This window comes from Actinokineospora bangkokensis (assembly GCF_001940455.1).
GTDB classification, from domain to species: domain Bacteria; phylum Actinomycetota; class Actinomycetes; order Mycobacteriales; family Pseudonocardiaceae; genus Actinokineospora; species Actinokineospora bangkokensis.
This window is the reverse complement of the sequence record NZ_MKQR01000026.1, coordinates 212,906-224,770: the sequence shown is the minus strand read 5'-3', so window position 1 is coordinate 224,770 and position 11,865 is coordinate 212,906. Positions and strand designations below refer to the sequence as shown.

Sequence of the window (11,865 nt, the reverse complement as noted above, 5' to 3'; positions counted from 1 at the left end):
TGGGGGCGGTGGGGTGGGTGCGGTGGGTGGTGGAACGAGGGGGTCGGGGTGGTTGGGCCGGATGGTGGGGGCTAGTGTCCGGGGACATCCGATCGTGTTTGGTCTGCTGGGTGGGGTTGACACTTTCGGTAGCTTCTGGCTTGTCCGGCAGTGGGGTTTAACCCAATCGAGGGACGGTTTGGTCTTGTCTGGTTCACGGGTGGCGGTGGGTCGGCGGGTGGTGTGCACCGTGGGTGCTGCCTCGGCGATGGTCGTCGTGGGGGCGCAGGTGGCTGCCGCTGACCCTGTGGTCGTGCAGAACTCGACCGGGTTGCCGATGGGGGCCGTGGGGATCGCGGCCGTCGCCGTGGGGGTGGGGGGCATCGTCGTCGGGTTGTTCCGGCGGAAGAAGGCTCCCGTGTCGGCCGCCAATGCGCGGGTGGAGCCGGTGGTGCAGCAGGTGCAGCTGCCCCTGCAGGTGCCCGCGCCGCGGTCGGTCGTCGAGCCGGTCGAGCGCTGAGGGTGGGTCCTGGGCGCCGGTGGGCGCCTGAGAGGATCGGGGCGTGACGAGCGCTGAGCAGCCGCAGCCGGAGCGCAAGGCCCGGGTGCTGTCGGGGATCCAGCCGACCGCCGACTCCTTCCACCTGGGGAACTACCTCGGCGCCGTGCGGCAGTGGGTCGACCTGCAGGACGAGCACGAGGCCTTCTACTTCATCGCGGACCTGCACGCCATCACCGTCGAGCAGGACGCCAAGCTGCTGCGCAAGCGGACGCGGGTGTCGGTGGCCCAGCTGCTCGCCCTGGGGCTCGACCCCGAGCGCGCCACCGTCTTCGTGCAGAGCCAGGTGCCCGAGCACGCCGAGCTGGGGTGGGTGCTCCAGTGCATCACCGGGTTCGGCGAGGCCGGGCGGATGACCCAGTTCAAGGACAAGTCGGCCAAGCAGGAGATGGTCAGCGTCGGGCTGTTCACCTACCCGATCCTGCAGGCCGCCGACATCCTGCTCTACCGGCCGCAGTACGTGCCCGTCGGTGAGGACCAGCGCCAGCACCTGGAGCTGACCCGCGACCTGGCCCAGCGGTTCAACAGCCGCTTCGGCAAGACGTTCCAGCCGCCCGAGCCGTTCATCCTCAAGGGCACCGCCAAGATCTTCGACCTGCAGGAGCCGGGGGCGAAGATGAGCAAGTCCGCCTCCACCCCCAGCGGGATCATCGAGCTGCTCGACGACCCGAAGGTGTCCGCGAAGAAGATCCGCTCGGCCGTGACCGACACCGGCCGCGAGGTGGTCTACGACCCGGAGGGCAAGCCGGGCGTGTCCAACCTGCTCACGATCTACTCCGCGCTCACCGGACGCACCGTCGACGACCTGCAGGCGGCGTTCGAGGGCAAGGGGTACGGCGACCTCAAGAAGGAGCTGGGCGAGGTCGTCTCCGACTTCGCCTCGCCGGTGCGGGCGCGCGTGCAGGCCTACCTCGACGACCCCGCGGAGCTGGACAAGGTGCTGGCCAGGGGGGCCGAGCGGGCCCGCGAGGTGGCGGCGGGGACGCTCGACCGGGTCTACGACCGGGTGGGGTTCCTGCGGCGGAAGTAGACGTCACCGCGCGGAAGTGAGGACTTCTCGCGTTGCGGGTGATCGTCGCGGGCCCTAGGTTCGCAGTGGTGAGCGACGAGCAGTCGGAGAACGGCGTCAAGTCCAGGATCGACCGGCTGCGCAAGCGCCCGGGCATCGACCACCTGGTGCGGGCGTACGAGGCGTTCAACGAGCGCTACGGCAACCACTTCGCCGCGTCGATCACCTACTTCAGCGTCCTGTCGCTGTTCCCGCTGCTGCTGGTCGCCTTCGCCGTCCTCGGCTTCGCGCTGGCCGGGCAGCCGGACGCGCTCACCGAGGTGCGCAACAGCGTCTCCGACGCCCTCCCGGACAACCCCTCCCTGCGCGACCTGCTCAACAAGCTGATCGACACCGCCATCGACGAGCGCGGCAAGGTCGGCGTCATCGGCCTGGTGTCGGCCCTCTACACCGGCCTCGGCTGGATGAGCAACCTGCGCAACGCGCTCACCGCGCAGTGGGGCCACAAGCTGGTGTCGCCGCCGTTCCTGCGCGGCACGGTCGTCGACCTGCTCTCGCTGCTCGGCCTCGGGCTCGCCATGGCGGTGTCGTTCGGGCTGAGCGCGGTCGGCACCGGGCTGTCCAAGACGCTGCTCGACCTGGTGGGCCTCGGGGACTCCGTGGTCGCCTCGGTGCTGCTGTACGTGATCACCGTGGTGCTGTCCCTGGGCGCGAACTTCCTGGTGTTCCTCTGGGTGATCGCCCGGCTGCCCAGGCAGGCGGTGGGGGTGCGCAGCGCGGTGCGCGGCGCCGCGGCCGCCGCGGTGGGCTTCGAGGTGCTCAAGGCCGTCGGCGCCCTGTACCTGTCCAGCGTCCTCGGCGGGCCGCTCGGCTCGATCGTCGGCCCGGTCGTGGGTCTGCTGGTGTTCGCGAACCTGGTGTCGCGCTTCGTCCTGTTCATCACGGCGTGGACCGCCACCGCCAAGGAGAACGCGGTCACCGAACCGGTGCAGCCGCCCGCGCCCGCGGTGATCCGCCCGGTGCTGGAGGTGGCGGGCACCCCCAAGCCCAAGCAAGCCCTCGGGTTGATCGGGGTCGGCGCGGGCCTGGCCCTGCTGCTGCGCCGCCGCAAGCCCTAGGGCCTGTCCTGCTCGGACTGTCCACGGGAGACGGTCCCGTCGAGGACCACCTGCCGCCTGCACAGCCGCGCCGCGGTGTCGAGGACGTCGGCCAACTCCAGCCACGGGCAGCCGCTCGGGCCCTCGGTGGTGGCCCGCACGACCAGCTCGGAGGTCTTGTCCCGCAACCGGACCAGCGCGGTCACCAGGTCGGTCTGCTCCAGGGACAGGAACTCAGCCACGGCCGCTCCGGCGCGCCCACAGGTCGGCCAGGGTGCGCAGCAGGTCGGTGTCCGACCAGTCGCCCGCGGCCGGGATCGCGTCCACCAGCGGCTGCGGTCCTTCCAGGACCGGCGGGCGCAACCGGTCCTGGATGATGAGGAAGCGCCGCTGCTCGACGCACGTGCCGCGCATGACCGCGACGTACCGGTCGCCCTTGGCCCAGCGGAAGGTGTGGCCGTGCCGGTAGATCCGGGAGCACGCGGTGGCGCCGTCATAAGGGTGCGTGAGGCCCTTGATGCTCATGGCGCCACTGTGCCGACGGTCGCGCCATTTCAGTGAGGGAGACCGGTGCGCCGTTGCGGTCGCTCAGCCGGGGCTGACGACGCGGAACGTGATGCCCGCGGCCACCAACCGGTCGATGAGCTTGTCGCCCATCGCGGTGGCGGTGGTCACCTGCCCCGCGGTGGCGGGCAGGTCGTCGAACGCCAGGCACAGCGCGGACTCCGCGAGCATCTTCGCCGTCTCACCATAGCCCGGATCGCCGCCGGACACCTCGGTGACCACCCGCTGCCCGCCGCCCTCGGCCGCGAACCGCACCCGGAACCACGACTTCTCCCGGCGCTCCGGCGAGGGCCCTTCGCCGGAGGAGATGCGCCCGAGCAGCCAGTTCCTGGTGAGCGAGAGCTGCGACAGCGCGAACAGCACGCCCACGCCGCCGGTCAGCCCGACCATCACGGGCAAGCGCTTGAACCCGAGGTAGTGGCCGTAGGTGAAGTCCGGGCCGTACCGCTCGTCGGCACGCGCCGAGCGCAGCACCACCTGCGGGTCGACCGTGGGCGCGGGCAGACCCCACAGGCCCAGCCCCGAGTCGTGCACCGGGCGCATCGGCACCCCGCGCACCCGCCTGCCCGGCGGCCTGCCCTCCAGCCGCCGCCGCTGCGCCGCGGCCTGCGCCGCCTTGCGCATCCTGCTGAACGCGGTGATCGCGGAGTGGAACGTGCCGCCGGAGAAGGTGCCGCCCGCCTGGACGAACCCCTCCACCTTCAGCGGCACGCCCTCGGGCAGCTGCCGGACGGTGTAGTGCACGCCCAGGTCGTAGGGGATGGAGTCGAAGCCGCAGCAGTGCACCAGCCGGGCGCCGGTCTGCTGGGCGCGCTCGTGGTGCAGCAGCCAGGTCTGGTCGACGAACTCCGGCTCGCCGGTGAGGTCGACGTAGTCCGTGCCCGCCTCCGCGCACGCGCCGACGAGCTTGTCGCCGTGGGTGATGTAGGGGCCGACGGTGGTGATCACGACGCGGGCCTGCTCGACGACCGCGCGCAGCGACCGCTCGTCGGTGGCGTCGGCGACCAGCAGGTCCAGCTCGGCCAGCGCCGGGTCGACCGCGGCCAATCGCTCGCGGACCGCGGCCAGCTTCTCCCGGTTGCGCCCGGCCAGCGCCCAGCGCAGCGTGGCGGGGGCGGTGCGCGCCAGGTACTCGGCGGTCAGCCCACCGGTGAAGCCGGTGGCGCCGAACAGGACGATGTCGTAGTTGCGACCCTCGGGCATGGCCCTGACATTACCCACCGGTAACCGGGGATGGCCACACGAGCCGGTCGCGCGCCCGCCGCCGCGGCGGCCCGGTCAGGACGCCTTGCGCCGCTGGGCCAGGTAGCCGCGGACGCCGAGCACGCCGATGGCCGTGCCGAAGGCCAGCGACGCGGCCGTGAGCAGCACGTGCACGGTGAGGAACCCCGTCCACCCGCCGCCCGCGCCGAACGAGCGCGGGTCGGCCCAGATGTTCTTGAGGAACGTGGGCCAGATGACCCACGACCACACGCCGAAGGCCAGCAGGGACAGCGAGGTGCGGCGGCTCAACTCCACACCCCGAGTATCCAGCGCCGACCCCGGCGCCTCCCGTGTGGGTGACAGGGCGGATCGTCGGCCGGTGGGCGCAGGGCCTAATCTGCTTGCGTGCGCCCCGCAGCCCGCAGGTCCGTTCCCGCCCTCCTCGTGTCGCTCTGCGCCCTGGTCGTGGCGGCGCTGCTGGCGGCACCCGGCGCCCTGGCCGCCCCCCGCCGGTCGCAGCAGGGCACCGAGGGGCAGGCCACACCCACCGAGCAGTCGCCGACCGGGCAGCGCACCAGCGTGCCGTGCCCGAACCACGACCGCCCGCCCGCCCCGGTCGACACCTCCGAGGAGCCCAAGCCGGGCCAGCGCTCGCCCGAGCCGCTGCCCATCCCGGAGGAGCCGGTCGGCGGCACCCGGATGGGGGAGTGCGGGCTGGTGGTGCCCAGCGGCGCCGACGCCCCGCCCGCGGGCGACGTCACCGCCGCGTCCTGGGTCCTCTCCGACCTCGACACCGGCGACGTCATCGCCGCCAAGGACCCGCACACCCGGGAGCGGCCCGCCTCGCTGATCAAGGCCCTGCTGGCCGTGGTGGTCATCCGCAACCTCGACCTCGACGAGCAGGTCGTCGGCACCCAGGAGGACGCCGAGCAGGAGGGCACCCGCATCGGCCTCGGCCCCGGCGGCGAGTACACCGTCCGCCAGCTGCTGTTCTCCCTGGTCATGCGCTCGGGCAACGACGCGGCCCACGCCCTGGCGGTCAAGCTCGGCGGCGTCGACGAGGCCCTGGAGAAGATGAACGCCCTCGCCCGCGAGCTGGGCGCCCTGGACACCCGCGCGGCCACCCCGTCCGGCCTGGACGGCCCGGGCATGAGCACCTCGGCCTACGACCTGAGCCTGGTCTTCCGCGCGGCCATGAAGCACCGCGAGTTCGCCGAGGCCGTCGCCACCAAGTCCATCGACTTCCCCGGCTACCCGGGCAAGGCGGGCTTCAAGGTCTACAACGACAACAAGCTCCTGGGCACCTACGAGGGCTTCCTCGGCGGCAAGACCGGCTTCACCGACGACGCCCGCCACACCTACCTCGGCGCCGCCGAGCGCGACGGCCACCGCCTCGCCGTCGTCGTCCTGCGCGGCGAGCTCAACCCCGCCCCGGTCGCCACCCAGGCCGCCAAGCTCCTCGACTACGGCTTCGCCCTCAAGGCCGACCGCGCCGCCCCCGTCGGCAAGCTCGTCGACAAGGCCCCCGACGCCCAGCCCAAGCCCGAGGGCGGCCTGGAGACCGAGACCACCGACGCCGCCACCGCCGACGGCACCACCGCCATCGGCCCCACCGCCGACGCCGACCGCTCCGCCTTCGGCTCCTACGGCGTCCCCCTCGTCGCCGCCGCGGGCGTCGGCCTCCTCGTCGCCTTGGTCATGTGGCTCCGCAAGAAGCGCGCCAAGGCCGCCCGAGCCGCCCGCATGGCCGCCCAGGGCTGACCCCACCGCACCACCGGCCCGCTCCCGACCCCGGGGGCGGGCCGGTTGCCGTCCGGGGTGTCAGCTGAGGTGGGCGCGGAGCTTGGCGGCGTAGGGGAGGCGCTGCTCGGGCGGGGCGATGCCGGGGAGGCGGGGGAGGGTGTGGAGGTCGTCGCCGGGGTAGCGGGGGAAGACGTGGGTGTGGACGTGCCAGACCTCCTGGTCGCCCGCCGGTTCGTTGTGCTGGCGGGTGGAGGTGCCCTCGCAGCCGTAGGTGGCGCGGATGGCCGTGGCGATCTGCTGGACGGTGTCGTGCAGGTCGTGGCCGAGGTGGCGGGGGAGGTCGTAGAGGTTCTCGTGGTGGTCGTTGGGGATGACGATGACGTGGCCTCGGTTGTTGGGCCACCAGCTGCCCGCGATGAACGCCGTGGTGGTCGGGGTGCGCAGGACGACGTCCTGCTGGCCGTCGAGCGGGGTCGCGCCGCCGCTGACGAGGTAGCAGAAGGGGCACTCGTAGTCAGCGGGCGCGTGGTTGTGCACGGAGTAGATCTTGGACTGAACAGTCGCTTTGTGGAAGATCACAGGCGGGAAGCCGCCGCCACACTCCCCTCCATGAGGGATGCCCCCGGCGTGCCGGAAACGGTTGCGGCCTCCGCCACGACCAGCGTGTCACCCGATCGGCGGGACTGGAACGGGGTGCCGGTGAAGCGGACGCCCCGGGCCTTGAGCGCCGAGAACGCCAGCGGGGCGATGCTGCCGGTGCCGTCGGTGTCGATGAGCCGCTGCAGGTCGGCGGTGTCCGAGCGCGAACGGGTGCGGACCCAGGAGATCGACAGCACGAACGTGCCGCCGTCCGGGTCCGCGAGCGTGAGCAGGGTGCGGTCGAGCGAGCGGCACGGGTGCGCCAGGAAGAACCGCTGCACCTCGCCGTAGGAGTGCACGGCGCAGTCGGCGGCGTTGTCCACGGCCTCCCGCACCGTGCGCAGCCGCAAGCGCTTCCACTCCTGGTCCGCCTTGGCCCTGCGGCTGGAGTTGCGGGCCTGGACGGACACGGTGTCGGCTGTTGCCCACCGCCTCGCCCGCCACCCCGGCGCCGGTGCCCGCTGTGCCGCCCGCGCCGCTGATGGCGATGATCCCGGCCGTCCCGATCGCCAGTGCGCCGCCGCCCCTGGCGACCCACCGGCCGTCCGGACCACGCGGTTGATCCCGTCGCCCCATGCTTCCCCCTCGATCGCGTTCGATGCGAATCTTGGCGCAGGGGACCGACAATCCGGCCGCTCCCGCCCCGGATGACCCGATCGAGTGGTGTCAACCCAAGGTTGACAAGGGCAGGGCTGTCAACCTACGGTTGACGCATGAGCGAACCAGTGCAGACCTCGATCCGGCTCGACGAGCTGATCGCGGGGATCAAGAAGGTGTACGCGGACCCGCTGGCCCAGCTTCAGACCGCGGTCATGACGGCCGAGCACGTGGTGGAGGTGGCCGACCACCTGATCGGGCACTTCGTCGACCAGGCGCGGCGGGCTGGGGCGTCGTGGTCGGACATCGGCAAGTCGATGGGGGTGACGCGGCAGGCGGCCCAGAAACGGTTCGTGCCCAAGGACGACACCGCCGGGATGGACCCCAACGAGGGCTTCGCCCGCTACACCCCGCGCGCCCGCAACGTCGTCGTCGTCAGCCAGGAGGCGGCCAAGCAGCACGGCAACACCCAGATCGGCGTGGCGCACGTGGTCCTCGGGCTGCTGGCCGAGCCGCAGGGCCTGGCCGTCAAGGCGATCGCCGCCCAGGGCATCACCACCGACCAGGTGCGCGCCGCCGCCGAGGCCGCCCTGCCCCCCGCCGAGCAGGACGTGCCCGACCTCGTCCCGTTCGACGCCTCGGCCAAGAAGGTCCTGGAGCTGACCTTCCGCGAGGCCCTCAAACTGGGGCACAACTACGTCGGCACCGAGCACATCCTGCTGGCCCTGCTGGAGTTCGAGGCGGGCGACGGCGTCCTGTCAGGAGTGGGCGTGGACAGGGGCGAGGTGGAGGCGGCCATCGCGCGGATGCTGCGCCAGGTCGTCGCGCAGCAGGAGGGGCAGGGCTGAGACGCGACGAGGCCGCGCCCCCGGAGCGGGGGCGCGGCCTCGTCGTCAGGTGGTCAGCGGCGGAACAGCAGTGCCCGCTTGACCTCCTGGATCGCCTTCGTCACCTGGATGCCGCGGGGGCAGGCGTCGGTGCAGTTGAAGGTGGTGCGGCAGCGCCACACGCCCTCCGCGTCGTTGAGGATGTCCAGGCGTTCCTGGGCTCCGTCGTCGCGGGAGTCGAAGATGAAGCGGTGGGCGTTGACGATGGCCGCGGGGCCGAAGTAGCTGCCCTCGTTCCAGAAGACCGGGCACGAGGTGGTGCAGCAGGCGCACAGGATGCACTTGGTGGTGTCGTCGAAGCGCTCGCGGTCGGCGGCGGACTGGATGCGCTCGCGGGTGGGCTCGTTGCCGTAGGTGATGAGGAACGGCTTGACCGCCCGGAAGGCCTCCATGAAGGGTTCCATGTCGACCAGCAGGTCCTTGTGCACCGGCAGGCCCTTGATCGGGGCCACGGTGATGGTGGTGTCCTTGCCGCCCTTGGCCATCAGGTCCTTGACCAGCACCTTGCAGCCCAGCCGGTTGACCCCGTTGATCTGCATGGCGTCCGAGCCGCAGATGCCGTGCGCGCAGGAACGGCGGAAGGTCAGCGTGCCGTCGACGTACCACTTGACGTAGTGCAGCAGGTTGAGCACGCGGTCGGTGGGCAGGGCGGGCACGCCGAAGGACTCCCAGTGCGGCTCGGAGTCGACCTCGGGGTTGAAGCGCAGGATCTTCAGCGTCACCGTCACGGCGCCGTCCGGCACCGGGGGCAGGTCGCCCCGGGAACCCGACTTCTCCTCGGTGGAAACAGTCGCAGTCATCAGTACTTGCGCTCCATCGGCTTGTACCGGGTGAAGGTGACCGGCTTGTAGTCCAGCCGGATGTCGGCCTTGAGGCCGTCGCCCTGCTTGTAGAACATGCTGTGCCGCATGTAGTTCGTGTCGTCGCGGTTGGGGTAGTCCTCGCGGGCGTGCCCGCCGCGGGACTCCTTGCGCTCCAGCGCGCCGACCACCAGGCACTCGGCCAGCTCCAGCAGGAAGCCCAGCTCGACGGCCTCCAGCAGGTCGGTGTTGAACCGCTTGCCCTTGTCCTGGACCTGGATGTGGGCGTAGCGGTCCTTGAGCGCCTGCACGTCGTGCAGGGCCTGCTTCAGCGTCTCCTCGGTGCGGTACACCGACGCGTTGGCGTCCATCGTGGCCTGCAGCTCGGTGCGGATGTCGGCCACCCGCTCCTTGCCGTGCTCGCTGAGCAGCAGCGCCAGCTGGTCGTCGACCACCGTGGTGGGGTTCTCCGGCAGCTCGACGTGCTCGCGGCCGTTGGCGTACTCGGCGGCGGCGATGCCCGCGCGGCGGCCGAAGACGTTGATGTCCAGCAGCGAGTTGGTGCCCAGCCGGTTGGCGCCGTGCACCGACACGCACGCGCACTCACCTGCGGCGTAGAGGCCGGGGATGACGTTGTCGTTGTCCCGCAGGGCCTCGCCGTGGATGTTGGTCGGGATGCCGCCCATGGCGTAGTGCGCGGTCGGGTACACCGGCACCGGCTCCTTCACCGGGTCGACCGCGAGGTAGGTGCGGGCGAACTCGGTGATGTCGGGCAGCTTGGTCTCCAGGACCTCCGCGCCCAGGTGCGTGCAGTCGAGCAGCACGTAGTCCTTGTTCGGGCCCGCGCCGCGGCCCTCCAGCACCTCCAGGGCCATCGACCGGGCGACGATGTCGCGCGGCGCGAGGTCCTTGATGGTGGGGGCGTAGCGCTCCATGAACCGCTCGCCGGAGGCGTTGCGCAGGATCGCGCCCTCGCCGCGGGCGCCCTCGGTGAGCAGGATGCCCAGGCCCGCCAGGCCGGTCGGGTGGAACTGGTAGAACTCCATGTCCTCCAGCGGCAGGCCCTTGCGGAAGATGATGCCCATGCCGTCGCCGGTCAGGGTGTGCGCGTTCGAGGTGGTCTTGAAGACCTTGCCGAAGCCGCCGGTGGCGAACACGACGGCCTTGGCCTGGAACACGTGGATCTCGCCGGTGGCCAGCTCGTAGGCGACCGCGCCGGTGCAGACCGGGCCGTTCTCCGTCTCGGTCATGCAGATGTCGAGGACGTAGAACTCGTTGAAGAACTCGATGCCGTGCTTGACGCAGTTCTGGTACAGCGTCTGCAGGATCATGTGGCCGGTGCGGTCGGCGGCGTAGCAGGCCCGGCGCACGGCGGCCTCGCCGTGGTTGCGGGTGTGCCCGCCGAAGCGGCGCTGGTCGATGCGGCCCTCGGGCGTCCGGTTGAACGGCAGGCCCATCTTCTCCAGGTCGAGGACGGCGTCGATGGCCTCCTTCGCCATGATCTCCGCGGCGTCCTGGTCGACCAGGTAGTCACCGCCCTTGATCGTGTCGAAGGTGTGCCACTCCCAGTTGTCCTCCTCGACGTTGGCCAGCGCGGCGCACATGCCGCCCTGGGCCGCGCCGGTGTGCGACCGGGTGGGGTACAGCTTGGTGAGCACCGCGGTGCGGGCCCGCTGGCCCGACTCGATGGCCGCGCGCATGCCCGCGCCACCGGCGCCGACGATCACCACGTCGTACTTGTGGAGTTGCATAGCTGGAACCGCTCTCCGTGGTGGGGGTGGTCAGTTCGCGGGGATGGTGGCGTCGAAGGTGAAGATCACGTACGAGCCCAGGCCGAGGATGACGACCATCGAGACGTAGAGCAGGACCTTCAGCCAGAACCGGGTGGCGTCCTTGCGCGCGTAGTCGTTGATGACCGTGCGCAGGCCGTTGCCGCCGTGGATCTCCGCCAGCCAGAGCATCGACAGGTCCCACAGCTGCCAGAACGGGCTCGACCAGCGGCCCGCGACGAAGGCGAAGTTGATCCGGTGCACGCCGCCGTCGAGGATGTTCATGATGAACAGGTGCCCGAGCACCAGCACGATCAGCGCCACGCCCGAGATGCGCATGAACAGCCAGCTGGCCATCTCGAAGTTCGACCGGCGCGCGGCGGGGCGGCGGGGGCTGCGGGGCTTGTCCAGTGCCAGCGCCATCGTCAGCTACCCCCGAACATCTCGGACACCGTGCGGACCATCATGAAGTAGGCGCCCGGCACCATGACCACGACCCAGATCCCGAGGATGGTCCACAGCATCGGGCGCTGGTAGCGCGGGCCCTGGGACCAGAAGTCGACCAGCATGACCCGCAGGCCGTTGAGCGCGTGGAACAGCACCGCGCCGACCAGGCCGACCTCCAGGAGGTTGACCAGGGGGGTCTTGTAGGTCTCGATGACCTCGTCGTACGCGTTCGGCGACACCCGCACCAGGGCGGTGTCGAGCACGTGCGCGAAGAGGAAGAAGAAGGTGAGCACACCGGTGATCCGGTGGGCCACCCACGACCACATGCCGGGGTCACCCCGGTAGAGCGTCCCGTTGCGCCGGGACCCGCGCGCCGCTACCTGCTCGGTAGCCATGGCCGAGTCGGACATCGGTAGACGGCCTCCAACGTCGCTGATGGACTACGGGCCCGGGCGGACGACGTGCGAAGCGCGCAAACGGGCCTTGACCTATCGGATGCTAGACCCGTCCCGCGGGGGCCACCCACTCCGCCGATGCACTCTGTGACGGAGGGAACATGCAGGCCGGGGCGC

Annotated in this window: 15 protein-coding genes; 5 read left to right on the top strand and 10 right to left on the bottom strand. The window is 71.2% G+C overall.

Annotated elements, in window-relative coordinates:
* Positions 1–292: 292 nt before the first annotated feature.
* The 3 genes from BJP25_RS23660 to yhjD all read left to right on the top strand — a co-directional run bounded on the left by BJP25_RS23660 (position 293) and on the right by yhjD (position 2,665).
* The gene (locus BJP25_RS23660; RefSeq protein WP_143219273.1) at positions 293–499 is read left to right on the top strand and encodes a hypothetical protein; all 207 of its coding nucleotides are present in this window, start codon (positions 293–295) and stop codon (positions 497–499) included.
* 43 nt (positions 500–542) lie between these two features.
* The gene (gene trpS, locus BJP25_RS23655) at positions 543–1,568 is read left to right on the top strand and encodes a tryptophan--tRNA ligase (RefSeq protein WP_075977200.1); all 1,026 of its coding nucleotides are present in this window, start codon (positions 543–545) and stop codon (positions 1,566–1,568) included.
* Between the two features lie 68 nt (positions 1,569–1,636).
* A complete protein-coding gene (gene yhjD, locus BJP25_RS23650) occupies positions 1,637–2,665 on the top strand; it encodes an inner membrane protein YhjD (RefSeq protein WP_075977786.1) in 1,029 nt (342 codons plus the stop codon).
* Here the strand turns inward: yhjD and BJP25_RS23645 are convergent.
* The 4 genes from BJP25_RS23645 to BJP25_RS23630 all read right to left on the bottom strand — a co-directional run bounded on the left by BJP25_RS23645 (position 2,662) and on the right by BJP25_RS23630 (position 4,726).
* A complete protein-coding gene (locus BJP25_RS23645; RefSeq protein WP_075977199.1) occupies positions 2,662–2,886 on the bottom strand; it encodes a hypothetical protein in 225 nt (74 codons plus the stop codon). The genes yhjD and BJP25_RS23645 overlap by 4 nt on opposite strands.
* The gene (locus tag BJP25_RS23640; protein WP_075977198.1) at positions 2,879–3,169 is read right to left on the bottom strand and encodes a hypothetical protein; all 291 of its coding nucleotides are present in this window, start codon (positions 3,167–3,169) and stop codon (positions 2,879–2,881) included. Before BJP25_RS23640 ends, BJP25_RS23645 begins: the two co-directional genes overlap by 8 nt.
* A 63-nt stretch (positions 3,170–3,232) precedes the next feature.
* A complete protein-coding gene (locus tag BJP25_RS23635; protein WP_075977197.1) occupies positions 3,233–4,411 on the bottom strand; it encodes a saccharopine dehydrogenase family protein in 1,179 nt (392 codons plus the stop codon).
* Positions 4,412–4,486: 75 nt separating this feature from the next.
* A complete protein-coding gene (locus BJP25_RS23630; RefSeq protein ID WP_075977196.1) occupies positions 4,487–4,726 on the bottom strand; it encodes an SCO4848 family membrane protein in 240 nt (79 codons plus the stop codon).
* Between the two features lie 90 nt (positions 4,727–4,816).
* On the opposite strand from BJP25_RS23630, the gene BJP25_RS23625 reads away from it, so the two are divergent.
* Positions 4,817–6,172 (top strand): D-alanyl-D-alanine carboxypeptidase family protein, encoded by a 1,356-nt coding sequence (locus tag BJP25_RS23625; protein WP_084794430.1) that lies wholly within the window; start codon positions 4,817–4,819, stop codon positions 6,170–6,172.
* Between the two features lie 60 nt (positions 6,173–6,232).
* Here BJP25_RS23625 and BJP25_RS23620 read toward each other — a convergent pair whose 3' ends face one another.
* Positions 6,233–6,691 (bottom strand): HIT family protein, encoded by a 459-nt coding sequence (locus tag BJP25_RS23620; RefSeq protein WP_075977784.1) that lies wholly within the window; start codon positions 6,689–6,691, stop codon positions 6,233–6,235.
* Between the two features lie 38 nt (positions 6,692–6,729).
* Positions 6,730–7,203, bottom strand: coding sequence for a hypothetical protein (locus BJP25_RS23615; protein ID WP_075977195.1), 474 nt, complete (start codon positions 7,201–7,203; stop codon positions 6,730–6,732).
* A gap of 303 nt (positions 7,204–7,506) precedes the next feature.
* Between BJP25_RS23615 and BJP25_RS23610 the strand changes: the two genes are divergently transcribed.
* Positions 7,507–8,238 (top strand): Clp protease N-terminal domain-containing protein, encoded by a 732-nt coding sequence (locus tag BJP25_RS23610; protein ID WP_075977194.1) that lies wholly within the window; start codon positions 7,507–7,509, stop codon positions 8,236–8,238.
* Between the two features lie 53 nt (positions 8,239–8,291).
* On the opposite strand, the gene BJP25_RS23605 is transcribed toward BJP25_RS23610, so the two are convergent.
* From BJP25_RS23605 to sdhC, 4 genes are read right to left on the bottom strand one after another with little or no spacing between them, the layout of a single operon-like run.
* Complete coding sequence (locus tag BJP25_RS23605) at positions 8,292–9,077, bottom strand: succinate dehydrogenase iron-sulfur subunit (protein WP_075977193.1); 786 nt, start codon at positions 9,075–9,077, stop codon at positions 8,292–8,294.
* The gene (sdhA, locus tag BJP25_RS23600; RefSeq protein WP_075977192.1) at positions 9,077–10,828 is read right to left on the bottom strand and encodes a succinate dehydrogenase flavoprotein subunit; all 1,752 of its coding nucleotides are present in this window, start codon (positions 10,826–10,828) and stop codon (positions 9,077–9,079) included. The genes BJP25_RS23605 and sdhA overlap by 1 nt, the downstream gene beginning before the upstream one ends.
* Positions 10,829–10,858: 30 nt before the next feature.
* Positions 10,859–11,269, bottom strand: coding sequence for a succinate dehydrogenase hydrophobic membrane anchor subunit (locus BJP25_RS23595; protein ID WP_075977191.1), 411 nt, complete (start codon positions 11,267–11,269; stop codon positions 10,859–10,861).
* Positions 11,270–11,271: 2 nt separating this feature from the next.
* Complete coding sequence (gene sdhC / locus BJP25_RS23590) at positions 11,272–11,703, bottom strand: succinate dehydrogenase, cytochrome b556 subunit (protein ID WP_075977190.1); 432 nt, start codon at positions 11,701–11,703, stop codon at positions 11,272–11,274.
* Positions 11,704–11,865 lie beyond the last annotated feature (162 nt).